Annotated in this window: 22 protein-coding genes and 2 tRNA genes; 15 read left to right on the top strand and 9 right to left on the bottom strand. The window is 55.4% G+C overall.

Annotated elements, in window-relative coordinates:
• A partial coding sequence (locus tag TH5_RS20890) for an ATP-binding response regulator (RefSeq protein ID WP_114123486.1) occupies nt 1-622 on the bottom strand: 622 nt, incomplete at its 3' end.
• A 276-nt stretch (nt 623-898) separates the two neighbouring features.
• Here TH5_RS20890 and TH5_RS20885 point away from each other — a divergent pair.
• The 6 genes from TH5_RS20885 (at nt 899) to TH5_RS20860 (ending at nt 8,415) form a co-directional block, all read left to right on the top strand.
• A complete protein-coding gene (locus tag TH5_RS20885) occupies nt 899-1,801 on the top strand; it encodes a MurR/RpiR family transcriptional regulator (protein ID WP_114123485.1) in 903 nt (300 codons plus the stop codon).
• Nucleotides 1,798-3,159: an aspartate aminotransferase family protein gene (locus TH5_RS20880; protein ID WP_114123484.1), complete on the top strand. Its 1,362-nt coding sequence runs from the start codon at nt 1,798-1,800 to the stop codon at nt 3,157-3,159. Before TH5_RS20885 ends, TH5_RS20880 begins: the two co-directional genes overlap by 4 nt.
• Entirely contained in the window at nt 3,159-3,989 is an 831-nt protein-coding gene (locus tag TH5_RS20875) for a beta-keto acid cleavage family enzyme (RefSeq protein WP_114123483.1), read from the top strand. The genes TH5_RS20880 and TH5_RS20875 overlap by 1 nt, the downstream gene beginning before the upstream one ends.
• Nucleotides 3,990-4,194: 205 nt before the next feature.
• On the top strand, nt 4,195-5,172 hold the full coding sequence (locus tag TH5_RS20870) for a TAXI family TRAP transporter solute-binding subunit (protein WP_062953284.1): 978 nt from the start codon (nt 4,195-4,197) through the stop codon (nt 5,170-5,172).
• Nucleotides 5,173-5,380: 208 nt separating this feature from the next.
• Complete coding sequence (locus TH5_RS20865; protein WP_114123489.1) at nt 5,381-7,972, top strand: TRAP transporter permease; 2,592 nt, start codon at nt 5,381-5,383, stop codon at nt 7,970-7,972.
• Between the two features lie 14 nt (nt 7,973-7,986).
• Entirely contained in the window at nt 7,987-8,415 is a 429-nt protein-coding gene (locus tag TH5_RS20860; RefSeq protein ID WP_062953286.1) for a universal stress protein, read from the top strand.
• An 85-nt stretch (nt 8,416-8,500) separates the two neighbouring features.
• Here the strand turns inward: TH5_RS20860 and TH5_RS20855 are convergent, their stop codons facing one another.
• Complete coding sequence (locus TH5_RS20855) at nt 8,501-8,821, bottom strand: hypothetical protein (RefSeq protein ID WP_208638502.1); 321 nt, start codon at nt 8,819-8,821, stop codon at nt 8,501-8,503.
• Nucleotides 8,822-9,158: 337 nt separating this feature from the next.
• Between TH5_RS20855 and TH5_RS20850 the strand changes: the two genes are divergently transcribed.
• On the top strand, nt 9,159-10,028 hold the full coding sequence (locus tag TH5_RS20850; RefSeq protein WP_114123482.1) for a formylglycine-generating enzyme family protein: 870 nt from the start codon (nt 9,159-9,161) through the stop codon (nt 10,026-10,028).
• 137 nt (nt 10,029-10,165) lie between these two features.
• Nucleotides 10,166-10,906 carry a DUF6969 family protein gene (locus TH5_RS20845; RefSeq protein ID WP_114123481.1) on the top strand — a complete coding sequence of 247 codons (741 nt, stop codon included), beginning with the start codon at nt 10,166-10,168 and terminating at the stop codon, nt 10,904-10,906.
• Nucleotides 10,907-10,981: 75 nt separating this feature from the next.
• On the opposite strand, the gene TH5_RS20840 is transcribed toward TH5_RS20845, so the two are convergent.
• The gene (locus TH5_RS20840; protein WP_062953290.1) at nt 10,982-11,377 is read right to left on the bottom strand and encodes a c-type cytochrome; all 396 of its coding nucleotides are present in this window, start codon (nt 11,375-11,377) and stop codon (nt 10,982-10,984) included.
• Nucleotides 11,378-11,643: 266 nt separating this feature from the next.
• On the opposite strand from TH5_RS20840, the gene spbR reads away from it, so the two are divergent.
• A complete protein-coding gene (gene spbR / locus TH5_RS20835) occupies nt 11,644-12,783 on the top strand; it encodes a SpbR family protein (RefSeq protein ID WP_114123480.1) in 1,140 nt (379 codons plus the stop codon).
• 125 nt (nt 12,784-12,908) lie between these two features.
• On the opposite strand, the gene TH5_RS20830 is transcribed toward spbR, so the two are convergent.
• From TH5_RS20830 to TH5_RS20805, 6 genes are all read right to left on the bottom strand, one after another.
• The gene (locus tag TH5_RS20830) at nt 12,909-14,300 is read right to left on the bottom strand and encodes a TRAP transporter large permease (RefSeq protein ID WP_114123479.1); all 1,392 of its coding nucleotides are present in this window, start codon (nt 14,298-14,300) and stop codon (nt 12,909-12,911) included.
• Between the two features lie 23 nt (nt 14,301-14,323).
• Nucleotides 14,324-14,911 carry a TRAP transporter small permease subunit gene (locus tag TH5_RS20825; protein ID WP_114123478.1) on the bottom strand — a complete coding sequence of 196 codons (588 nt, stop codon included), beginning with the start codon at nt 14,909-14,911 and terminating at the stop codon, nt 14,324-14,326.
• 115 nt (nt 14,912-15,026) lie between these two features.
• A complete protein-coding gene (locus TH5_RS20820; RefSeq protein ID WP_062953294.1) occupies nt 15,027-16,088 on the bottom strand; it encodes a TRAP transporter substrate-binding protein in 1,062 nt (353 codons plus the stop codon).
• A gap of 605 nt (nt 16,089-16,693) precedes the next feature.
• Nucleotides 16,694-16,770, bottom strand: a tRNA-Pro gene (locus TH5_RS20815).
• A gap of 203 nt (nt 16,771-16,973) precedes the next feature.
• A tRNA-Pro gene (locus tag TH5_RS20810) sits at nt 16,974-17,050 on the bottom strand.
• 87 nt (nt 17,051-17,137) lie between these two features.
• Nucleotides 17,138-18,148, bottom strand: coding sequence for a polyprenyl synthetase family protein (locus tag TH5_RS20805; RefSeq protein ID WP_167443610.1), 1,011 nt, complete (start codon nt 18,146-18,148; stop codon nt 17,138-17,140).
• A gap of 235 nt (nt 18,149-18,383) precedes the next feature.
• On the opposite strand from TH5_RS20805, the gene TH5_RS20800 reads away from it, so the two are divergent.
• The 6 genes from TH5_RS20800 to ppdK all read left to right on the top strand — a co-directional run bounded on the left by TH5_RS20800 (nt 18,384) and on the right by ppdK (nt 25,733).
• A complete protein-coding gene (locus TH5_RS20800) occupies nt 18,384-18,641 on the top strand; it encodes a putative signal transducing protein (protein WP_114123476.1) in 258 nt (85 codons plus the stop codon).
• A gap of 60 nt (nt 18,642-18,701) precedes the next feature.
• Nucleotides 18,702-19,487, top strand: coding sequence for a tRNA1(Val) (adenine(37)-N6)-methyltransferase (locus tag TH5_RS20795; RefSeq protein ID WP_114123475.1), 786 nt, complete (start codon nt 18,702-18,704; stop codon nt 19,485-19,487).
• An 85-nt stretch (nt 19,488-19,572) separates the two neighbouring features.
• Complete coding sequence (locus TH5_RS20790) at nt 19,573-19,806, top strand: hypothetical protein (protein ID WP_097053101.1); 234 nt, start codon at nt 19,573-19,575, stop codon at nt 19,804-19,806.
• Nucleotides 19,807-20,053: 247 nt separating this feature from the next.
• Entirely contained in the window at nt 20,054-20,944 is an 891-nt protein-coding gene (locus TH5_RS20785; RefSeq protein WP_007092414.1) for a glycine--tRNA ligase subunit alpha, read from the top strand.
• A gap of 3 nt (nt 20,945-20,947) precedes the next feature.
• The gene (glyS, locus tag TH5_RS20780) at nt 20,948-23,011 is read left to right on the top strand and encodes a glycine--tRNA ligase subunit beta (RefSeq protein ID WP_114123474.1); all 2,064 of its coding nucleotides are present in this window, start codon (nt 20,948-20,950) and stop codon (nt 23,009-23,011) included.
• A 58-nt stretch (nt 23,012-23,069) separates the two neighbouring features.
• Nucleotides 23,070-25,733 (top strand): pyruvate, phosphate dikinase, encoded by a 2,664-nt coding sequence (gene ppdK, locus TH5_RS20775; protein ID WP_114123473.1) that lies wholly within the window; start codon nt 23,070-23,072, stop codon nt 25,731-25,733.
• Nucleotides 25,734-25,737: the final 4 nt, after the last annotated feature.

Raw genomic sequence — 25,737 nt, 5'->3', positions numbered from 1 at the left:
CCGGGGACCGGCTGATGAGGTCGCGGATGGTATCAAGCAGCTTGGTCCGCTGGATCGGCTTGTTGATGAATTCGTCCACGCCGGACTGACGCGCAATCACGTTCCAGTCACGCGACTGGTGGGCGGAAAGGGCAATGATCGGGGTATGGGCAACCGGGCCCTGCATGTGACGGATACGTCGCGTTGTATGCAGGCCGTCCATATCAGGCATTTCGACATCCATCAGGATCAGATCGGCCGTAACCCCGCGACGCAGCATATTCAGAACGGTCTGGCCGTTGGTGGCCTCGACAATGCCGTATCCTTCGGCTTGCAGGATGCGCCGTGCGACCATCCGGTTGCTTTCGCTGTCATCGGCGATGATGACGGTACCGATTTTGGAATCATTGGCCGATGCGGGCAGCTCAATCGGGTGGGCGAGCTTTGCCTGCGGTTTGACAAAGCAGACGGAAATCATTCCGCCGTCAGCAAGCTCGGTCTCGGAAAACAGCAGGTCTTCTTCGGCAACGCCGGTAATCAGCTGTTCCCAAGCCGGGTTCGCATAGATAATTCGTTCATTGCTGTCAAAAAGGGCGATGCCCGCAGTTGTCTGCGACAGTGCATCGATCAGCTGATTATTCATTGGCCACCTTATCGATTCGGTGCCCAGTCCCGTATCGCGGGTATAGTTTTGTATCATTATATGAAACGGGAACGTTTCATCCGCGAAGCTGGTATTGTTACATTTTTTTCTTATAAGTCCATGTTTTTTACCATTCCCCGCACGCAATGCCGTTTTTTCGATGAAACAGTTATCGAAACAAATGTTTCATTAAAGTATTAATACGAAACATTTGTTGTAAAATCCGGGCTGCTGTGGCGTAGTTTTTCGATCAACTGACCACAGGAACGCAGGAAAATGGGTGTTTACACCGATTTGCGCGAAAAGCTGATTTCCGATTATGCGACACTGAGCCCGCAAATGCAGAAGGCGGCGCGCCATATCCTTGATCATCCCAATGATGTGGCCCTGCGTTCGATGCGCGCCCTTGCACGGGCGGCCAATGTGCCGCCCAGTACGGTTACCCGCCTGATGGCAGCGATTGGTGTCGATACGTGGCAGCAGTTCCGCGATAGTTACCAGAACCGGTTGCTTGACCTGCCGGCAAGTTACGCACACCGGGCGCGCGCGTTGCAAAACAGCGAAGCCGATATCCATCGCGATGCACATCTGCTGCAAAGCATCGCGCAGGCCGAGATTGCCAATATCGGTCAGGCATTCGCACCGGAAATGTGCGAACGCATGAAGGACGCGTGTGAACATATTGCGCGCGCCCGTCAGGTTTTTGTCGTCGGGCGTGGCGCGGCCTATCCGGCGGCGTATCAGTTTGCCTATGCCTATCGGCTGTTTAACGAAAATGGTGTTCTGGTTGACGGGCATGCAGGGGCATTCGGGGACCAGTTGCGCGGGATTGGCCCGCGGGACGTTCTGATTGCCGTCGGGGCACGGCCCTATATTCGCGATACGGTGCGCGCGGTCGCGTTTGCCCGCAAACAGCATTGCCCGGTGATTGCGGTTTGTGATTCTGACGTTGCGCCGATTGCGGTCGATGCGGTTGCAAAGCTGGTCGTATCAGACAGTTCCCCATCCTTTTTCCAAAGCTTTACCACCAGCGTTTCGGTTATGCAGGCGCTTGTCGCCCTTCTGGTTGCGCGCGGCGGTCAAAAGGTACTGCAACGGATTGCCGTTGCGGAAGAACAACTTGCGGCTTTCGATACCTATCATGAAGAAGCCGCCCCCACCCGGAATTCCCGATCATGAATCAGCCCCACAGCAAGCCCGAAACCTATGTCCTTCATCGCAACAGTCTTGCGATCCCGCCGCGTGCGGTGCGGGGCGAAGGTGTTTATATCTTTGATCAGAATGGCAAAAGTTATCTGGATGCCAGCGGAGGTGCCGCAGTTTCATGCCTTGGGCATTCCGACCCGGTGGTGCGTGCGGCCATGCATGCCCAGATTGATCAGATTGCCTATGCCCATTCGGGTTTCTTTTCCACCGATGCGATGGAAGAACTGGCCGAAGACCTTGTAACCCATGCCCCCGAAGGCATTGCCAAGGCATATTTCGTTTCGGGCGGGTCGGAGGCGACAGAGGCGGCGCTTAAAATGGCGCGGCAATATTTTCTTGAAATCGGGCAGCCGGACCGGAAATACGTGATTGCGCGCCGCCAGTCCTATCATGGCAATACGCTGGGCGCGCTTTCGGTTGGCGGGAATATGTGGCGTCGCAAGCAGTTCGAGCCGCTGCTGATTACGGCAAGCCATATCGCGCCCTGTTATCCGTATCGTGACCAGATGCCGGGCGAAAGTGACGCGGCGTATGGTTTGCGGGTCGCCAACGAACTTGAAACCGCGATCCTTGAACTCGGGGCCGACAGCGTTGCCGCCTTTGTCGCCGAGCCGGTTGTCGGCGCAACATCGGGTGCCTTGGCCCCGGTGCCGGGATATTTCAAACGCATCCGCGAGATTTGCGATCAGTATGGTGTGCTGCTGATCCTTGACGAGGTCATGTGCGGTATGGGCCGCACGGGCACCCTGCATGCGATTGAACAGGAAGGTGTTGCGGGTGATCTTCAAACCATCGCCAAGGGGCTGGGGGCCGGATACCAACCGATTGGTGCGATCCTGGTGTCGAAGAAAATCGATGACGCGATTGCCAATGGATCGGGTTTCTTCCAGCACGGCCATACCTATCAGGGGCATGCAACCGCCTGTGCCGCGGCCCTTGCAACCCAGCGGACCATTCGCGACCGCGACCTTCTGGCCAATGTCGTCAAGCAGGGCGAATTGCTGGCCGATGGGCTGCGCGAACGGTTCGGGCAGCACCCGTTTGTCGGCGACATTCGGGGCCGGGGACTGTTCCGCGGTCTCGAACTGGTCGCGGATCGCGAAACCAAGGACCCGTTTGATCCGTCGCGCAAGATCAACGCTAAAATCAAGAAGGCGGCCTTTGCCCGCGGATTGATGGCCTATCCGATGGGCGGCACGATTGATGGCGTGCGCGGCGACCATGTGCTGTTTGCGCCACCCTTTATCGTGACCGAGGATGATGTTGCCAAGATTGTCGATCTGTTTGAATTGGCGATGAATGATGTCTTTGCCGCCGAGGGGCTTTCGTAATGTCGTATGGCGATACCCCGTTTCTGATCGCATCGGCCCCCAATGGTGCCCGCAAGACCAAGGCCGATCTGCCCAATATTCCGATAACCCCGGCCGAACTGGCCAAGGAAGCCGCCAACTGCAAGGCCGCCGGGGCGGCAATGATGCATCTGCATGTGCGCGATGACGATCAGAAGCACAGCATTGATGTGGGGCGTTATCGCGAAATGCTGACCGAGGTCAGGGCCAGTGTCGGGGATGACATGCTGCTTCAGGTCACGAGCGAGGCGGTCGGCATGTATAGCGCGCAGGACCAGATGGCGATGATTCGCGGGCTTGTGCCCGAAGCCGTTTCGATTGCAGTGCGCGAAATTGCGCCGGAAGATGCCGACCTGAACGAACTGCGCGATTTCTTTGCCTTCATGCGCGAGGCAAATATTCTGCCGCAATTCATCCTGTATGCACCAGAAGACGTGACCCGGTTCAACCAGCTTGTCCATGATGGCGTCATTCCCGGTGAAAAGCTGCCGGTGCTTTATGTTCTGGGCCGTTACACCACCGGACAGGTGTCCGATCCCAAGGACCTTTTGCCGTATCTTGAGACATCGCCCTTTGTGTCGGAATGGATGTTGTGTGCATTCGGGGCGTATGAAAATGCCTGTGCGTTGACGGCTGCCGGATTGGGTGGTCATGCGCGTATTGGGTTCGAAAATAATCATCTTTTGGTTGACCGTTCCCGTGCGGTCGATAATGCTGCTTTGATCGTTCAGGCGCGCGAAGGTGCGCATCTCATGGGTCGGACTGTTGCGACCGGCGATCAGGCGCGAAAGATCATGCAACCGCAGTGGTAGCCTGCGGCACGCCAATGAAAACAGACTGGTTACTTTTGTAAAAGTATCAGGGGGTTTCGGGGTTATAGGGTTTCAATTCTTGGGGCTCGTCATTATAATCCCATCGCCGAAACATCTGATTTATCTGATGTTTCCATGTTTTTCTGCTGTATCTTAACGGTACGGTTGAAAACTCTATAACAGGGTGTAAAGGGAGCTAATCCTGATGAAGAAACTTATCGCTGTAGCGGGTGCCATTGCCACCTTGGCAGGTGCATCGCTGTTCGCCGGACAGGCATCGGCACAGGAAAACCGTTTTATCACCATCGGTACCGGTGGCGTGACGGGCGTTTACTATCCGACCGGTGGCGCGATCTGCCGTCTGGTCAACAAAGACCGTAAAGAGCATGGCATTCGCTGCTCGGTCGAGTCTACCGGTGGTTCGTCCTACAACATCAACACCATCCGTTCGGGCGAGCTGGATCTGGGCGTTGCCCAGTCTGATATCCAGTACTATGCCCTGCATGGTGAAAAAGCATTCAAAGAAGTCGGCCCGTTCGAAGATCTTCGTGCCGTCTTCTCGATCCATCCGGAGCCGTTCACCGTTGTTGCCCGTGCAGATGCCGGCATCAAAACCTTTGATGACCTCAAAGGCAAACGTGTCAATATCGGTAACCCGGGTTCGGGTCAGCGCGACACCATGGACATCGTGATGAATGCCAAGGGCTGGACCCTTGACGATTTCGCACTGGCATCCGAACTGAAGCCGGCCGAACAGTCCCAGGCACTTTGCGATAACAAGATCGACGCGATGATCTATACCGTCGGTCACCCGTCCGGTTCGATCCAGGAAGCCACCACTGCCTGTGATTCGGTTCTGGTTGAAGTTGCCGGTCCGGAAATCGAGAAACTGGTTGCCGACAACCCGTATTACCGTGTTGCCACCATTCCGGGTGGCATGTATCGCGGTAACCCGGACGACGTTCAGACCTTCGGTGTTGGCGCGACCTTCGTGTCCTCGACCGCAACCGATGCAGACATCGTTTACAACGTTGTCAAAGCAGTCTTTGAAAACTTCGACGACTTCAAAAAGCTGCACCCGGCATTTGAAAACCTCGTCAAAGAAGAAATGGTCAAAGACGGCCTTTCGGCACCGCTGCATGACGGCGCTGTCAAATACTACAAAGAAGCTGGCCTGATGTAAGACGGGCTGAAACGGGGGGCACGGCGTGCCTCCCGTTTCATTTTTCTTGCGCCCCCGAGGGCATCATAAAATTCTGTCAAAGTGGCACACAATGATGTGCCGAAATGCTCCGTGGGCGACCGGGTAAGTGTCGACGGAGGTTTTTTGTTTCTGGGCTATCGGTTTGGGCCGCCCGAAACAGAAACCGCGTTCAGACCGGGAGTTTGCAATGACCGACGATAAAAGCGCGACACAGGGTCCATCGGACCAGGATCTTCAGGATCTTATCGCGGAAAATGATACCGGCGCGCGTCAGCCTACCGGCATGACAGCACGCATTTTGCTGTATGTCGCCGTGGCATGGTCGCTGTTCCAGCTTTGGCTGGCATCACCACTGCCCTACATTTTCAGTTTTGGTGTTTTCAACTCGACCGAAGCACGGTCGATCCATCTGGCTTTTGCCGTGTTCCTGGCGTTTCTGGCCTATCCGGCCTTCAAGAATTCGCCGCGAAGCTATATCCCGGTTCTTGACTGGGTTCTGGCAGCCGCCGGGGCATTCTGTGCCCTTTATATCTATATTTTCTATCGCGAGCTGTCGTCGCGTCCGGGCCTGCCGATTACGCAGGACCTTGTGGTGGCCGGTGCCGGTCTGGCGCTGTTGCTTGAAGCAACGCGCCGTGCGCTTGGCCCGCCCCTTATGATTGTCGCGATGGTGTTCCTTGCCTATGTTTTCTTTGGCAATGCGCCGTGGGTGCCCGATGTTTTGCAGTGGGCCGGGGCGAGTTTCTCCAAGGCGATGTCGCATCAGTGGATCACGACAGAAGGCGTGTTCGGCATTGCACTTGGCGTTTCGACCAGCTTCGTGTTCCTGTTTGTGCTGTTTGGCTCGTTGCTCGATAAAGCGGGGGCTGGCAACTATTTCATCAAGGTGGCGTTCGCCGCCCTTGGTCACATGCGCGGTGGTCCGGCAAAGGCAGCCGTTCTGGCATCGGCAATGACCGGGCTTATTTCCGGTTCATCGATTGCCAACGTGGTGACGACCGGGACCTTTACCATCCCGCTTATGAAACGTGTCGGTTTCTCGGGCGAGAAGGCCGGTGCGGTGGAAGTCGCATCTTCGGTCAATGGGCAGATCATGCCACCGGTCATGGGGGCTGCGGCCTTTTTGATGGTGGAATATGTCGGCATTCCCTATCCGGAAGTCATCAAGCATGCCTTCCTGCCGGCGACGATTTCCTATATCGCGCTGATCTATATCGTCCATCTCGAGGCGCTTAAGGCCAATATGAAAGGCCTGCCGAAACGTCATACATCGACCGTTCAGCAGGTGCTGATCCGTTCGCTTCTGTTCGTGCTGACGCTGGTTATTCTTGCGGGTGCGATTTACTACGCAATCAGTTTCCAGAAACAGATATTCGGTAACGCGGTTGGCTGGATTGTCGCGGTCGAATGTGCGGTGGTCTATTTTGCCGGTCTTTATTATGCGGCGAAATATCCCGATCTTGAACTGGATGATCCCAACAAGCCGGTGCTGGAGCTTCCGGCACTGGGCGAAACCGCCAAGTCCGGCCTGCATTATCTGCTGCCGGTCGTCGTGCTGGTCTGGTTCCTGATGATTGAACTGAAATCACCCGGATTGTCGGCCTTCTGGGCGACGGTTCTGATGCTGTTCATCATGCTGACCCAGCGTCCGGTCAAGGCGTTCTTCCGCAAACAGCCGGACTATATGGCCAGTGTGAAGGAAGGCATTGTCGATGTGATTGACGGTTTTGCCACCGGGGCGCGCAACATGATCGGGATCGGGGTGGCGACGGCGGCCGCCGGTATCATCGTGGGCACGGTGTCGCTGACCGGGATCGGTCAGGTGATGGTCGAGTTTGTGGAACTGATTTCGGGCGGCAATCTAATGCTGATCCTGGTCTTTACCGCGATCATCAGCCTGATCCTTGGCATGGGGTTGCCGACGACGGCGAACTATATCGTTGTGTCAAGCCTGATGGCACCCGTGATTGTCGAACTGGGGGCTGCGAACGGCCTGATCGTGCCGTTGATTGCGGTGCATCTGTTCGTGTTCTATTTCGGCATCATGGCCGATGTGACGCCGCCGGTTGGTCTGGCATCCTTTGCTGCTGCGGCGGTTTCAGGGGCTGATCCGATGAAGACAGGCTTCGTCGCATTCTTTTACAGCATGCGGACGGCGGCCCTGCCGTTCCTGTTCCTGTTTAACACGCAGCTTCTGATGATCGGGCTTGATCATCCGCTTGATGTGGTGATGGTGATTGTCGTTTCGACCATTGCGATGCTGGTATTTGCCGCAGGGACGATGGGGTATTTCTTTACCCGCTCGAAACTGTGGGAAAGTGCGGCACTTCTGCTGATTGCCTTTACCCTGTTCCGTCCGGGTTTTTGGCTTGACCTGATCGAGCCGCCCTATGAAAACCTGCCCGCGACCGAGATTGTTGAAAAGGCGGCCGATATGCCCGCCAATACCAGCATTCTTCTGGATGTCGAGGGCATTAACCTGGAAGGCGATGAAGTCACCAAATCGGTGATGTTGCCATTGGGGCCGGAAGCATCGGGTGAAGATCGTCTTTACAATGCGGGCATTGCAGTTCGCACCGAAGACGGCAAGGTCTTTATCGATGATCTGGTGTTTGGTGGCCCGGCCGAGAAAGCGGGACTTGATTTCGACTTTGAAATCACCGCGATCAAGATCGAAGCCGACCGCATGCCCAAAGAGGTGTTCTTTATCCCGGCATTCATCGTGCTGGGCGGGATCATCGTGTTGCAACGCCGTCGCCGTCGTGCCGAAGCGGCCTAAGGAGGGCCAAGTCCATGTATAAGGATATTCTGGTTACAGTGGATCTTGATCATGACTCGTCATGGAAAAAAGCCATTCCGGTCGCCATCAAGCAAGCCCAGGCATTCAACGCGCGCCTTCATGTCCTGACCGTGGTTCCCACGGTCGGGATGTCGATGGTCGGGCAGTTCTTTCCGAAGGGTTACGAGAAAAAGGTTCTCGATGCCTATAACGAAAGGCTGCATCAGTTCGTGTCCGAACATATTCCGTCCGACCTTAAGGTTCAGCATATCGTGGGCCAGGGAACGGTTTATGAAGTGATCCTGAAAATGGCGAAAAAGACCAATTGCGATCTGATCGTCATCGGGGCGCATCGCCCGGAATTGAAGGATTACCTTTTGGGACCGAACGCCGCGCGCGTTGTGCGTCATGCCGATTGTTCGGTGATGGTTGTTCGCGACTGATTGCGATCAACCCTGTCAGACAGATAAAAAAGGGGCAGTGCCATGCGCACTGCCCCTTTTGCATGTCAGGCCGACATACCGGCGGTTATTTGGCAGCACAGGGATTTGCTGCACACGGATTGGCCGCGCAGGGGTTTGCAGCTGCACACGGGTTTGCTGCACAGGGATTGGCGGCACACGGGCTGCAAGGATTGACGACCTTTTTGGCAGCACAGGGGTTAGCGGTACAGGGATTTGCCGCGCACGGGTTCGCCGCACAGGGATTGGCGGTGCATGTTGCGACTTCGGCGGTCGGCGTAGGCAGCGGGGCTGCCATTGCCATCGGGGCCGCCATGGCAAGGCCGGCGCCAACGGCAATCGCGGGGATCAGGGCCGACTGGGAGAAGATGCTGGATTTTTTGGACATGGATTGCCTCACTGATTAAGCGTTCATTTCAATGTGATTGCCCGGACGCCTGAATGTGTGTCGTCCGACGGAGGCCAATATGCGCCAAATCGTTTGGCGCGAAACGTCACATGGTTTCACTGTTGTGTGAGAGAACCGTGTGAGAGAAGCGGTCAAAAGATGCTTCGGGTTGAACGGCCGGCGAGCAATTTATGTTTCATTTTTTATGCTTTGGTATCAAAACGATTGAAAAACCGATAGATTTTCCACATTTAAGAAATCAGGGATACAGGTAGCGGAGCATGGCGCGCGGTTGAAGAAACCGTGAGAACAGCCGTCACGGAGACCGGAACAGACAATGAAAAAACAATGCAGTCACATGTTCGGGGGGCTTTTTGCGGCTGTTTTGGCCGCAATATCTTTGCCCGGTTCGGGATTGGCGCAGTCCGCGGACGTACCTATACCCGATGTGGCGGAAATTCCGGCCGGGTGGTTCTTTCAGGGGTCGGACGGGGTCGAGCGACAATATGCCTATCAGATCGACGAACAGGTCTATGGCCATGACGTCAGCCGTCGCAATCGTTGGTACGATGTCGAAGTCGATAAATGGCGTATCTATCTGCCCGACTATTTCATCATGAAAACACCGGTCACCAATGACCAGTATGCCGCCTTTATCCGCGATACGGGGCGTGATGCGCCTGATATCAGCGAAGAGGATTGGCAAAGTCTTGGACTGATTTACGGGTACGATGCGACACGCCCGTTTGCATGGAAAAACGGCGAACCGCCACGTGGCAAGGGAAACCATCCGGTTGTTCTGGTGTCATGGCGCGATGCGCAGGATTATGCCGGATGGCTCAGCGAAAAGACCGGCAAGAAATGGCGATTGCCCGAAGAGATATATTGGGAAAAGGCGGTTCGCGGTCCGGATGGCATTTTCTATCCGTGGGGCAATATCTATGACCCGTTGCAGTTAAACAGTGCCGATCGCGGTCCGTTCGATACCGTGCCGGTCGGGCAGTTCGAACCGGGACCCTACGGGTTGTATGACGGGGCGGGGCAGGTGTTTGAATGGACCGCAACCAATTCTCAGGCCGGATACCGGATTGTTAAGGGTGGATCCTGGGATGACCGTGGCTGCGGTGTCTGTCGCCCGGCTGCGCGCCATGGCCGGCCCGAACATATGCAGCATATCCTGATCGGTTTCCGGCTGATGTATGAATAGCACCTGCTTCGAAGCATGCTTGCACATTCCGACAGAATCACTAATTCTTGAACGGGATTAATTGGCCGACATGGTCAGGGACAGGTTATTTCTGCCGTTGCGGATAGGGTTCTCATCGCAAGGTTACTGGTGTTGGAATGACCGAGATTGCAATTGACTGGACATCGCTTCCGACAGGACGGCTTGAACGGATGCTGGTCGCGGGGCGCGATGTTATGGAATGCCACCGGGTTTTGACGATTACCGGCGATAATATTGTCGGCGAACTGATCAAGACGGGTGGCACATTTTACGAATGGTCGCATTATCCCGAAGGGGACGTATATGACCGCAATTCGCACGCCCAGTTCTATTATCATGCCCACCCCAAGGACGAGCAGCGAGACTGGAACGAGCATGGGCATTTTCATACGTTCCTGCGCCCGCGCGGCATGCCTGCCGGGTCCAAACCGTTACCGATCGAAGGATTTGACTATCCCGAAGGTCCGAATGACGCGCTTTCGCATCTGGTTGCGGTATCGATGGATGAATACGGTTTTGCCCAACGCCTGTTTACCACCAACCGCTGGGTCACCGGCGAGGTCTGGTATGATGGTGAAACCGTGGTCAATATGCTGGAAAACTTCATCATTGATCATGCGCAGCCTTCCTGGCCGGTCAACCGCTGGATATCGGGGATCATCTTTTTGTACCGGCCACAGATCGAACAACTGATCCGGCTGCGCGATGTGGCGATCCGTGAATGGCATGAAAAATATCCCGATCGCGACGTTTACGAAGATCGTGATCTGGAAGTGACATCGACCATTGATATCCGGGTCGAGGAACAGATCCGCGCGATTACCGAGGAACTCGGTCGGCGGCGTGCTGCGGCGTGAGATTACCGGTAAAATAAAACGGCCAATGCAGATGCACTGGCCGTTTTTTAATCCGGTACCGGATATCGAAAGGGCTTAGTGCGCTTTCAGATATTCGATGACATCGGCAATTTCGTCTTCTTTTTTCAGCTTGAAGGTCATCTTCGAACGTTCCTTGGAGCCCGCGATTTCGCTGAGCTTTTCGGACGGGTCCTGAAGGTAGTCAACCAGGAAGGCTTCATCGATGGTGAAACCTTTGTCACAAGCTGCCTGATAGCCTTTGCCGTATTTGTAATCGGCGACATGGCCACATTGTGCGCCGAATGAACCGGCCAGCGACGGGCCGACCTTGTTCTGGCCGGGTTCCACGCTGTGGCAGGCAGCGCATTTCTTGAATACTTTTTCACCGTTTGCAGCGTCACCGGCCATTGCCGGTGCCATGCCAAGCACGGCCATTGTGGCGGCAATGGTAAGTGTTTTGGTCAATTTCATATTGCGGGCCTCTCTTGGTCTGCAGTGATAGGGTCCCCACTGCATTCTGTCGTTGGTTGGTTCCCAAGTGAACCGAAAAACACAAACAGAAGCAAAAATTCGCTTTTCGTTAAAAAAGATGGGCTTACTGTTGAGTTTCCCGAATTCGACACGACATTTACCACATGCAGGAACTGAATAATTTGCGTTTAGTCAATCGCCCCTAAGGTGTATAACGATATACAAATGGTTGGCAGCCGATTGCTTAGCGTGCCGGGAGAGCTCCATTGCCGCGTATAACCAAAGAAGATCTTAACAATCTGATCCAGGATCCTTCCGGGAAGAATCGTGCCGAAACGGCCGACAAGATCAGCCGTGAATTTTCTGCCGAAAGCCTGAGCGACAGCGAACGTGTGCTTGCCGAAGACATTTTTCGTCTGATGGTGCGCGATGCCGAGGTGCGCGTGCGCAAGGCATTGGCCAAAAACCTGAAGCAGACCCCGCTGGTGCCCCACGATGTTGCCGCGACTTTGGCGCGCGACGTGGATGATGTGGCCCTGCCGATCCTGAAATTTTCCGAAGTTCTGAATGATGACGATCTGGTCGACATCATTGGTGACAATGCCGACAGCGTTGAAAAGCAGCGTGCCATCGCATCGCGCCCGCATGTGTCGGAAATTGTTTCGGCCACACTGGTTGATATCGGCCATGAAGACGTGATGGTTGACCTGATTTCAAATGACGGTGCGCAGATCAGCGAACGGTCATTGCAAAAGGTTGTCGACGAATTCGGCGAAAACGAACGCATCCAGAAACCGATGATCGAACGCAACCATCTGCCGATCACGATTGCTGAACGGCTGGTGACGCTGGTGTCCGACCGGATGCGATCGGAACTGATTGCACGCGGCCACATCCCCGAGGGGATCGTCAACGCGGTCATGACCCAGTCGCAGGAAAGTGCGACCATCGGGCTTCTGGGGGATGGTGCGGAAGAACGCGATGTCGAATTGCTGGTCGAACATCTTCATACCAACAATCGCCTGACCAGCGGATTGATCCTGCGTGCGCTTTGCATGGGGGACGTTGCCTTTTTCGAGGCCGCCCTTGCGCGTCGTGCCGGGGTATCGCTGATCAATACCCGCATTCTGATCCACGACAGCGGCCCGTTCGGCCTTGAAGCCATTTATAACAAGGCCGAAATGCCGGCTCATTTCTTCCCGGGGGTCCGGGCGGCGGTTGAAGTGGCGCGTGAAACCGATCTGGATGGCGGGGAACGCGACCGGGAACGTTATTCACGCCGGATGATTGAACGGGTTCTGACCCAGTATGGTGATCTTGGTGTCGAATTCGATTCAGACGATGTCGATTACCTGATGGGCCGCATGCTGCAATTGCCAAGCGAGCGGAACCTGCCGCAGCAATAGACCGGCATCCCTTTCGATCTTAAAGATTACAGCCGCCCTTTCGGGGCGGTTTTTCTTTGCGCAGCAGATGACGGAAACAAAAAAGGCGCCGTTTGCACGGCGCCTTTGATGTCTTGGGTTTCAGCCTATTCCAGAATGGTATTTGGCATCCAAAGTGCCAGTTCCGGGAAATACATCACCAGCAGAAGCCCGATCACCTGCAGGATCACAAAGGGAATGATGCCTTTGTATATCTGCTGGATGGTGATCGATTTCGGCGCAACGCCCTTGAGATAGAACAGGGCAAACCCGAATGGCGGTGTCAGGAAGCTGGTTTGCAGGTTTACCGCAACCATGACGGCAAACCAGGTCAGAACCTGTGTTTCGGTGGGGCCAACGCCTGCGACGGCAAGGTGGTCGCCGAAATCAAGCTGGGCAATGACGGGGGCAAAGATCGGCAACACGATAAGGGTGATTTCGACCCAGTCGAAGAAGAAGCCAAGTATAAAGACGATCAGCATCAGCAGGAACAGAACGCCCCACGCCCCAAGGCCGGCACTATCGACCAGATCAATGACCAGATCATCCCCGCCCAGTGATCGGAACACATAAGAGAAGACCGTCGCACCGGCAAACAGGAAGAACAGCATGGCACCGGTCAGGGCCGACCGTTCACAGACGTCTTTGAGCACATCCCATTTCAGACGCCCTTTGACCAGTGCGAGGAAAGTGGCACCAAGTGCGCCGACGCCTGCGGCCTCGGTCGGGGTGGCAAAACCGGCAAAGATCGAGCCCAGAACCAGCACAATCAGGAAAACCGGCGGGATAAAGCTGCGCAGCATCATGCGCACCATGTCGGTGCCATGCACCGCTTCGGCGTCGGGCAGCGGCGGGGCAAGATGGGGTTGAAGCTGGCAGCGGACAAAGATGTAGATGGTATAGAGCGATGCCAGCAGAAGGCCCGGAATGACGGCCGCCAGAAACAGGTTGCCAACAGAAACCGACATCAGGTCAGACATCAGAACCAGCATGATGCTTGGCGGGATCAGAATGCCAAGCGTACCCGATGCCGCAATCGTCCCGGTCGCAAGTGACGGATCATAATTACGGCGCATCATGACCGGCAGGGCAAGCAGGGTCATCATCACAACCGACGCACCGATAATGCCGGTGGTCGCGGCCATGATCGTGCCCATCAGGGTAACCGACAGTGCCAGACCGCCGGGCACCTTGCGCATCAGCACGTTCAGGCATTCCAGCAGGTCTTCGGCAACACCGCTTTTTTCCAGCATCGTGCCCATATAGATGAACATCGGCACGGCAACCATCACCATGTTTTCGGCGATGCCACCCCAGATGCGCGATACGATGTTGAAGAATTCAATGAATGAGAAAACGTCATAGGCCATGCCAAGGAAGCCAAAGGCGATCCCGATGCCTGAAATGACGAATGCAACCGGCAGCCCCGAAAAGACCAGAATGCCCAGCGAGGCAAACATGATCAGCGGAAACCAGTCTTCGATATAGAAGTTTTCCATTTGGAATTATCCCCGTTCCGCGATCAGTCTTCGAGCTTGGCGGCAGCGTCGCCAAGATCAGCATGATGTGTGCCGACATAATAACCGGCGCGATTGCGCAGGTTGCTTGGTCCGAACACAAAGACATAGCATTTCAGGAAGACCGAAAGACCGGCCATGGCAAGAAGGCCGAAGCCGACGGGGATGGTTGATTTGATGACCCAGCGATGGGTGAGGCCGGTTGTTGCGGCCGAAACTTCGTGGTTTTCGTAAGAGCGAAGAACAAAATCAAAACCGAAATAAAGCACCAGCGCGCAAAACGGCAGAATGCAGATGATCGCCCCGATCATTTCGATGATGGCGCGTGTGCGCGGACGCAGATTGTCGCGGATGAGTTCGATACGAACATGCGCATCGCGGATATAGGCAAAACCGAAACACAGCATAAACAGGCCGGTATGGAGATGCCATTCCAGTTCCTGCAATTTGATGGATCCCTGGCCGCCAAATTTGCGCTGGATCACGTCATACATGATCGTCAGCATCAGCGGAACTGCGAGCAGGGCAGCCCATTTCCCGATACGGGAAACGAAGGCATCAATGCCGTCACTCAGTTTTAGTAGCGCTTCCATTAAAAAGCCTCCCGGGTCTTTTCTTGATCGCGGTCAAGGCCGGGGCCGTCTGGCGCCCGGCCTTGCCGAGACTTCTCTTATGATCTGGTATCAAGGATACCAGACACCGGAAAAATCACTTCAGATATCCGATATCTTTCCAGATTTTATAGTTTTCGCGGAAAGACTGGAGGCTATCGTAAGCTTCCTTGAAGGCGGCATCTTCTGCGGAAAGTTCAGTGGCAACCTCTTCCCATGCCCCACGCATTGCATCGAGCATTTCCGGGGACCAGGTTTTGATGTTCACACCTTTTTCCTTAAGTTCCTTAAGGGCTGCGAACTGGATGGCTTCGCCTTCGGCAAAACCATAAGCCAGGTTGTCGTTACAAACCGCTTCGATCTGGGCTTGCTGGGTTTTGTCGAGCCCATCCCACTTTTCCTTGTTGATCATCAGATCGAACAGGGTGGATTGCTGATGCCAGCCGGGGAAGTAATAGTATTTGGCAACCTGGTGGAAGCCGAGTTTCAGGTCGATTGCCGGCATCGAGAATTCGGTCGCATCAATCGTGCCGAGTTCAAGGGCGGGATAGATATCGCCACCTGCCAGAAGCTGGGTCGAGACACCGAGCTTTTCCATGACTTTCGCACCAAGGCCAAAGAAGCGCATTTTCAGGCCTTTAAGGTCTTCAACCGTGTTGATTTCCTTGGAGAACCAGCCCGAAGCTTCCGGCGCGATCAGGCCGCAGAACAGCGACTTGATGCCATGTTCGGCATAAAGCTTGTCAAAGATTTCCTGACCGCCGCCAAATTTGACCCATGCCAGATATTCGCCAGCCTGCGGACCGAACGGAACGGCACCAAAAAGCTGCAATGCCGGAACCTTGCCCGCCCAGTAACCCGGGGTGGAGAAGGCCGCATCGATGGAACCGGTTGAAACCGCATCAAATACTTCAAGTGCCGGAACAAGCGCGCCCGGCTCATAGAATTTAATCTGAATGTTGCCACCGGAAACTTCGTCGATTTTTTCGTCAACGCGTTTGCCGAGTGTGCCAAGCTGGGTCAGGCTGCCCGGATAGGTAGAGCCCATTTTCCAGCGAACACGATCAGCCGCATCCGCATCAGGTGCAACCGTCGTCAAAGCAGCCGCTGCAAGTACGGCTACACAGGTTGCAGACTTCAAAATATTAGCAAATTTCATTCGTAGCTTCCTCCCTAAGAAGTCCGAAATTGGTATTACCACGTTGGGTCGAATGCCGCCTTTTGCTTTTATTATTGCAGGCGGAATCTTCCCGTTCCTTGTGTTGCAGGGCGAAGCTTAAGCGTATTTGGCAAGTATGAGCAAGTTTGTTTCGCCCGCCGCGCAAGAAAATATCTTCGCGAACGCACAAAAATGACTTGATTCCGCTCAAAAAACCGGAATTTCCGCATGGAAATGCGTATTTATACGGTCTTCAGTATGTTGCATATCTCTCATTTAAAGTTGTTATAGCAAAAAAGCCCGCGAACCCCCGCTATGGTTGCGAATCGGTTGGCCGAGTGACTGGTTTCTGATTGCCTGTATATCGTAATGCCGGGGCGGCGGGCATTGGTGCCAGGAAAGAAAGCGCTGTGAAGGCCTGATGGAAAACTTGCGCCTGCGAACGGTAATGCACAGCCCTGTTGCAGCGCGGTGCTGCTGATTGATCCGCTGACAAAGCTGATCGCCCAATGACTTTTCATCAGGCCTTGCAGCAAGGAGATTTGACGACGGAAAAACGACCGGAAATGAAAACGGGAAGCCTTTGAAAAAGACTTCCCGACTGATGGTCGGAGCGAGAGGATTCGAACCTCCGACCCCTGCCTCCCGAAGACAGTGCTCTACCAGGCTGAGCTACGCTCCGTCAGTGGGCGGTTGTTTAGCCCTTCTTTCGGGCTGGATCAAGCATAAACCGGTCGGTGGGCGCGAAAAACTTTGCCGTTTTCCGGCAGATGATTTCACGGTTGCGCGGTGTGGGGATCAATCGCTTTGCGGGTGAATTCGGCGGGGTTTGTGCCAATACGCAAAAGGCCCCGAAACGGAAACCGTTTCAGGGCCTTTGAATGATGGTCGGAGCGAGAGGATTCGAACCTCCGACCCCTGCCTCCCGAAGACAGTGCTCTACCAGGCTGAGCTACGCTCCGTCATTCTGCGAAGCCGGGTGATAATCCCAAATACGGACCGACGCAAGGGTTTTTTGTGCCGATACGCCGGGACCCCGGCATGCGATATCAGTATGGGCGCGAAATGCAGAATTCGACCGCCTCGATCATTGCATCCTTGATCGCGCCATCGTCAAAGCGCGTCAGGGTATCAATGGCAAGCTGGCCAAATTCGCGTGCGCGGTCCATGGATGCGCTAAGCGCATCATATTTGCGGATCAGTTCCTGCGCGCGATCAAGATCGCCATCCTTGAATTCCTGATCTTCCATGCAGCGGCGCCAGAAGGCCTTTTCCTCGTCGTCGCCCTTGGCATAGGAAATGATCACCGGCAGGGTCACCTTGCCGTCACGGAAATCATCGCCAACGGTTTTGCCAAGCGTCGCCTGATGGGCGGAATAATCCAGAACATCGTCGATCAGCTGGAAGGCGGTGCCAAGATAGATACCATAAAGACGGAGCGCTTCTTCGTCCTCGGCCGAACGATTGGCAATGACCGCACCGATCTGCGATGCGGCACCAAACAGGGCCGCGGTTTTGGCGGTGATGACCTCAAGATAGGCTTCTTCGGTGGTCGCCATGTCGTTGGCGGTCGAAAGTTGCAAAACTTCGCCTTCGGCAATGACGGCGGACGCCTTCGCCAGAATATCAAGAACTTTGAGCGAGCCGTTTTTGACCATCACGACAAAGGCGCGCGCAAACAGGAAGTCACCGACCAGAACGCTGGCTTCGTTGCCAAACAGGGCATTGGCCGATGCCTGACCACGGCGCAAAAGGCTTTCATCAACAACATCGTCATGCAGAAGCGTTGCGGTGTGGATAAACTCGACACAGGCCGCAAGATCAACAGCAGATGTGCCGCCCTGATAACCGCAAAGCTGGGCGGATGCCAGTGTCAGCATCGGGCGCATGCGTTTGCCACCGGCGGCAACCAGATGGCTTGCCAACTGCGGGATCAGCGCAACTTCGCTGTGCATGTTGTCGATGATGACCTGATTGACGCGCTTCATGTCGGCATCGACAAGGCGGATCAGGGAGTCAAGGCTGGGTTCGGTCGTCTGCTGCGTTGCGATATTGGTCACGCTGTAATCCGAAACAATTTCTCGCGTATTGACCCCGCCCACCGGGACGGGTAACGCTGATTTCAGTGGGCGGCCTCAACATAGAGATGCCGGGTGGTGACGGTCAAGTGGACAAATGGTTGCCAACCACGCAACAATGACCACTTTGGTGTCAGTTTTACCCGAATGTCTGTGGTCGGACACATATATATGGATAGCATAATCACACAATAACCAACCGGGGCGCATAAATCGTATGATGGAGCTATTTCGCAGCAACGACCCGATCGAGCTTAGCTGGGCGCAATCGGTTCTCGCCGACGAAGGCATCGCCAGCCATATTTTTGATTACCATGCCAGCATTCTGGAAGGATCCATTGGCGCACTTCCAAGGCGTTTGATGGTTGATCCCCAGGAAGAAAGCCGGGCGAAATACATCCTTGATATTGCCAGACGTGAACTTGATGCGCATAACGCACAACATGATCCCGATGCCGAGGAAGTCCAGGACTGAAAATCGGTCCGTGCCTGGCAAGGTTGTGGGATTGGCAAGGTTGCAGGATTTAAGACATTTATGACCCGACCCGATAGCGCATTTCATGTTCCCGATTTTGCGGAAGAACGCATCAGCCATGATTTTCTGCTGGGCGGTTCGGTGACGTTAAAGCAGCCGGTGGATGGATATCGGGCTGCGGTCGATGCTGTTTTGCTGGCCGCGTCCGTGACGATCAATTCCAGACGGGATCAGAAAATACTTGATGTCGGGGCGGCTGTCGGTTCGGCCGGGTTATGCGTGGCCCGCCGCCTGCCGGATGCCGATGTGACCGGGGTCGAACTGCAGGACGATCTCTATGCGCTGTTTTGCCGCAACATTGTCGAAAATGATCTGGTGGGTCGGGTAACGCCGGTTCATGGCGATATCAATGACCGGTCCCTGCCGCTTATGGCCGAAAGTTTTGATCAGGTGATTTCAAACCCGCCCTATTATGCCGGGGGCACACGCCCCGCCAATGAAAGCCGGGCGAGGGCGCATCAGGAAGGCACCGCCGATCTGAAAGACTGGATCAATTTCTGCCTTCGGATGGTGCGCCAGAAGGGCCGGATCACCATCGTGCATCGGGCGGATCATCTGGACCGGATCATCGGGCTTTTGCATGGTCGGGCGGGCGACATGACCATTTACCCGATCTGGAGCAAGGCCAGTGCCGATGCGCCGTTACGTGTGATTGTTTCGGCGCGCAAGGGCGTTTCCTCGCCGGTTACCCTGCGACGCGGAATTGTTCTGCATGACGAGGCCGGGGTTTATCTGCCGGAATGTGATGCGCTTTTGCGCGCACCATCTGCATTGCCCGGTTTCTAAATCGGGCTTGGTTTAATATAAGGGTACTATAAAGTGCGTTGCTGGTCCTTTGCGGCGCAGAAACCTTGATGCTTTGGGAAATGCCATGCTGAGTTTATCGAAAATCCTTTTTACCGCACTGATCGTTGTGGTGGTATGGCAGGGCTTCAAGCTGTTTACCCGCAAGAATCAGGTTTCCGGGCAGGAGCAGCCAAAACAGACCGCGCATGACAAAAAAGCCAAGCAGCAGAAACAGGAAGCTGTGGCGCATGATCTTGAAAAATGCCCGAAATGCGGTGTCTATCACGCCGAAGGCAGCGCGCATGTTTGCGAAGTCTGAGTTGCGCGCACTGCATATTTTCATTTGCTGATTTCTTCGACTTTCGCCCAACAGGCCGTGATTTCGCTTGGAAAAACGGGTTGTTGCAGGGATGTTGTATGCTGCAACGCGGTATAAGATTCGGCGGGGCGTCATAAAAAGCGCTAAATTCAGGCCCACTCAGGGCTTTTGCGTTCTTGACCCCGACGGGGTGGGGCGGTAGCTTGCCGCTCTAAATTTACCGATAACATAATAGTGAGTTCGCGCAATGGCGCTCGACGGGTCGCAACGTCCCCCTTCATTCCAGGAAATCATTCTTCGACTGCAAAGCTATTGGGCCGATCAGGGTTGTGTCATCCTGCAGCCCTATGACCTTGAAGTCGGTGCCGGTACCTTCCACACCGCAACCACGTTGCGCGCGCTGGGTCCGGAAAGCTGGAATGCGGCCTATGTGCAGCCGTCGCGCCGCCCGACCGATGGTCGTTACGGCGAAAACCCGAACCGCTTGCAGCACTATTATCAGTTCCAGGTCCTGATGAAGCCGTCACCGGCCAATTCGCAGGAGCTTTACCTTGGCTCGCTGGCGCATCTGGGCATTGACCCGATGGCGCATGACATCCGTTTCGTCGAAGACGACTGGGAAAGCCCGACTTTGGGCGCGTGGGGCCTTGGCTGGGAAGTGTGGCTGGACGGGATGGAAGTCACCCAGTTCACCTATTTCCAGCAGGTCGGCGGTTTTGAATGCGACCCGGTTCCGGTCGAGCTGACCTATGGTCTGGAACGTCTGGCGATGTATATCCAGGGCGTCGAAAACGTCTATGACCTTGATTATAACGGCAATGGCGTCAGCTATGGCGACGTGTTCCTTCAGAACGAAAAGGAACAGTCGACCTATAACTTCGAAGTCGCCAATACCGATATGCTGTTCCAGCATTTCAAGGACGCGCAGGCCGAATGTGCGGTCAATATCGAACGCGGCCTTGCCCTGCCTGCCTACGAGCAGGCGATGAAAGCCAGCCATATCTTTAACCTCCTCGATGCGCGCGGCGTGATTTCGGTCACCGAACGTGCGGCCTATATCGGCCGCGTCCGCGACATGTCGAAATCCTGCTGCGAAGCATGGCTTCGTTCGCGCGGGCATTTGAAAGAGGAGGCATAAGTCATGGCCGAATTGCTGCTTGAACTGTTTTCGGAAGAAATTCCGGCCCGCATGCAGGCGCGTGCTTCCGAGGATCTGACCAAACTGGTCACCGATGGCCTGAAGGCTGCCGACCTTGGTTTTGATAAAGTCGAGGCATTGGTGACACCGCGCCGCCTGACCCTGATCATTGACGGTCTGCCCGACAAACAGCCGGACCTGCGCGAAGAACGCCGTGGCCCGCGTGCCGATGCCCCGGAAAAGGCGATTGCCGGTTTCCTTGCTGGCAATGGTGTGACGCTGGAACAATGTGAAAAGCGCGAAACGCCCAAGGGTGTTTTCCTGTTCGCGATTGTCGAGCAAAAGGGCCGCGACAGTGCGGACGTCATCAAGGACATCATCGAAGACGCCATGGCAAAACTGCCCTGGCCGAAATCGATGCGCTGGGCCGATCAGAAAGTCCGCTGGGTCCGTCAGCTTGACCGTATCCTTTGCCTGTTTGACGGCAAGGTGATCCCGGCATCCTTTGGCCCGGTAACGGCAAGCAATATCACAAGCGGCCATCGGTTCCTGGCACCGGCCACCTTTAGCGTTGCCAATGCAGCGGAATACAAGGCGAAGCTTGCCTTTGCCAAGGTGATGCTGGACCGCGAAGAACGCAAGAAGGTCATTCTGGACGGTGCGCGCAAGCTTGCCCAGTCAGAAGGCTTTACGCTTCTGGAAGATAACGGGCTGCTTGAGGAAGTTTGCGGTCTGGTCGAATGGCCGGTACCCGTCATGGGCAAGGTCGATGACCAGTTCATGGATATCCCGCGCGAGGTTCTGGAAACCTCGATGCGGGAACATCAGAAATATTTCGTCGTCGAAGACAGCAATGGCAAACTGGCCGCGCGCTTCATCACCATTTCGAACATGGTGACGCTGGATGCCAATGCACAGATCATTGCCGGGAACGAACGCGTTTTGCGTGCCCGTCTGCATGATGCGAAATTCTTCTGGGATCAGGATCGGAAAGTGACGCTTGAAGCGCGTCTGCCGAAACTTGATAACATCGTGTTCCACGCCAAACTTGGTTCGCTGGCGGAGCGTGTTTTGCGCCTGCGCGGACTGGCACGCGAACTTTCAGCCGATATTCCGGGCTGCGATGTCAAACTTGCCGATCGGGCGGCGGAAATTGCCAAAGCCGATCTGGTGTCGAACATGGTGTTCGAATTTACCGAACTTCAGGGACTGATGGGGAAATACTACGCCGAGAATGACGGCGAAGCCCCCGAAGTCGCCAACGCCATTGCGCAGCATTATGCACCGGCCGGTCCGTCGGATATGTGTCCGACCGCACCTGTTTCGGTGGCTGTTGCCTTGGCCGAGAAGCTCGATACCCTTGCCGGGTTCTTTACCATCGATGAAAAGCCGACCGGTTCAAAAGACCCGTTCGCGCTGCGTCGTGCGGCTCTGGGTGTCATCCGGCTGGTTCTGGAAAACGGTTTGCGTGTGCCGCTGCGTCGCGCATTTGCCTTTGCCGTTTCCCAATATCCGGCCTCCATTCGTCGTGACGAGGCGGTTGACGAACTTCTGGCATTCTTTGCCGACCGCCTGAAAGTCCATCTGCGTGAACAGGGTGTGCGCCATGATCTGGTGTCTGCCGTGTTTGCACTGGATGGCGAGGACGATCTTGTCCGCCTTCTGGCCCGTGTTGATGCGCTTGCCGATTTTGTGTCGGGTGAAAGCGGCGTCAACCTTATGGCCGGGTACAAGCGCGCGTCCAATATCCTGCGTATCGAAGAGAAGAAGGATGAAAAATCCTATGATGCGGATGTGTCCGCCGATCTTCTGACGCAGGACGAGGAACGCAAGCTCTATGAGGCGCTCATCAATGTCCGGCATAAGGCTTTGCCGCTTCTGCGGGCCGAGAATTATGCCGAGGCTATGGCCGAATTCGCGCATCTGCGCGGACCGGTCGATGCATTCTTCGAAGGGGTCACGGTAAATAGTGACAAGGCAGACGAACGTGCCAACCGGCTTAAACTGCTGGCGCAAATTCGGACTGCTTTGCATGACATTGCCGATTTCTCGAAGATCGAGTCATAAATAAGGTCGGGGTCGCCCGGAATTCCGGAACGCCTTGACCAGATGAGGAAAAGGCAAGATGACCAAATGGGTTTACGGCTTCGGTGGCGGTAGCGCCGAGGGACGTTCCGATATGCGCGAGCTTTTGGGCGGTAAAGGTGCCAACCTTGCCGAGATGAGCAATCTCGGCCTTCCGGTCCCGCCCGGCTTTACCATCACGACCGAAGTCTGCACGGCGTTTTATGACAATGACCGTGCCTATCCCGATGGTCTTGAAGCCGAAGTCGAAAAGTCGCTTGCTGCTGTCGAAGCCCTGGTCGGTCGTAAATTTGGCAATCCCAAGGACCCGTTGCTGGTTTCGGTTCGTTCCGGCGCGCGTGCCTCGATGCCCGGCATGATGGATACGGTTCTCAATCTGGGCCTGAATGACGAAACGGTTGAAGGTTTGGCGGCGGTCTCTGGGGATCGCCGTTTTGCGTATGACAGCTATCGCCGTTTCATTCAGATGTATGGCGATGTGGTCCTTGGCGTTGATCACTACCATTTCGAGGAAATCCTTGAAATCCACAAGGAAGACAAGGGCTATGTCCTTGATACCGAAATGGGTGCCGATGACTGGCAGGTGGTGGTTCAGGGCTTCAAGAAAAAGGTCGATGCCGAACTTGGGCGTCCCTTCCCGCAGGACCCGCGCGAACAGCTTTGGGGCGCGATTGGGGCTGTTTTCGGAAGCTGGATGAATGCACGCGCCAATACATACCGTCGCCTGCACAATATCCCGGCAAGCTGGGGCACGGCGGTCAACGTTCAGGCCATGGTATTCGGTAATATGGGCGATGATTGTGCGACGGGTGTCTGCTTCTCGCGCAATCCGTCGACCGGTGAAGACCGTTTCTACGGCGAATATCTGATCAATGCGCAGGGCGAAGACGTTGTGGCGGGCATTCGCACCCCGGCACCGCTGACCAAAATCGAACGTGAAGAGTCCGGTTCGGACCTTTTGTCGATGGAAGAAGCCATGCCCGGCGTCTTTGGCGAACTTTGCGATATTCGTGACAGGCTTGAATCCCATTATCGCGACATGCAGGACATGGAATTTACCGTTGAGTCCGGCAAGCTTTACATGCTCCAGACCCGTGCGGGCAAACGCACCGCCAAGGCCGCCCTTCGCATCGCGGTCGAGATGTGCCAGGCCAATGTGATCTCGCGCGAAGATGCCCTTCGCCGTGTTGATCCGGCACAGCTTGACCAGTTGCTGCATCCAACCCTTGATCCCGATGCAGACCGGAAGGTGATCGGCATGGGGCTTCCGGCATCGCCTGGAGCGGCATCAGGGCAGATTGTTTTCTCCGCCGAGGTGGCCGAGGACTGGGTGCATAACCGCGGTCGCAAGGTCATTCTGGTGCGTATTGAAACCAGCCCTGAAGACATTGCCGGTATGCATGCCGCCGAAGGCATTCTGACCTCGCGCGGCGGCATGACCAGTCACGCGGCCGTCGTGGCACGCGGTATGGGGACGCCATGTGTTTGCGGGGCCGGTCAGGTCAAGATTGATTATGCCAACAAAACCATGATGTCGGGCGGTGTGACCCTGAAAGAAGGGGATGTCATCACCCTTGATGGTGCGACCGGCGAAGTGATGCTGGGCGAGGTGGCGACACTGAAACCAGACCTGTCGGGTGATTTTTCGCAATTGATGGAATGGGCGGATGGTGTGCGCCGCCTTAAGGTCCGCACCAACGCGGAAACGCCCGATGACGCGGCAACTGCACGTGGCTTTGGCGCCGAGGGGATCGGCCTTTGCCGGACCGAACATATGTTCTTTGATCCGGCACGCATCATTTCCATGCGCGAAATGATCCTGGCCGATACGGAAAAGGGCCGTCGTACGGCGCTTGATAAACTTTTGCCCTATCAGCGGCAGGACTTTATTGATCTGTTCCGGATCATGAAGGGATTGCCGGTCACGATCCGTCTGCTGGACCCGCCATTGCATGAATTCCTGCCGCATGGCGACAACGAAATTACCGAGGTCGCCAATGCGGCGGGCGTGGCAGAAGTTGTCGTGCGTCGCCGTTTGCTGGAACTGTCGGAAGCCAACCCGATGCTGGGGCATCGCGGGTGCCGTCTTGGCATCAGCTATCCGGAAATCTATGAAATGCAGACCCGCGCCATTTTCGAAGCCGCGATCGAGGTTTCAAAGGATGGTGGCGATCCGGTGATACCGGAAATCATGATCCCGCTGATTGTCGGGAAGAAGGAACTTGAAATCCTCAAGGCTGTGATCATCAAGGTTGCAGGCGAGGTCGAAACCGAAAAATCGGCCAAGCTCGAATTCCTTGTCGGCACCATGATCGAATTGCCGCGGGCCGCCCTTCGGGCTGGTGAAATCGCCGAAGAAGCCGAATTCTTCAGCTTCGGGACCAACGATCTGACCCAGACGACTTTTGGTCTTTCGCGTGATGACGCTTCCCGGTTCTTGGACACCTATATTTCCAAGGATATCTTTGCCGGTGATCCGTTCGTATCACTTGATCAGGAAGGTGTGGGCGAGCTGGTCAGCATCGCCGCGGAACGTGGCCGTAAAACGCGTTCTGACATCAAGCTTGGCATCTGCGGCGAACATGGCGGTGATCCATCCTCCATCGCGTTCTGCGAGGCGCAGGGGCTGGATTACGTCTCGTGCTCGCCCTATCGCGTGCCGATTGCGCGTTTGGCCGCTGCACAGGCCGCGCTGAAGAAATAAGGCT

Source organism: Thalassospira xianhensis MCCC 1A02616 (assembly GCF_003326475.1).
Classification (GTDB): domain Bacteria; phylum Pseudomonadota; class Alphaproteobacteria; order Rhodospirillales; family Thalassospiraceae; genus Thalassospira; species Thalassospira xianhensis.
This window is presented reverse-complemented; position numbering and strand designations above follow the sequence as displayed.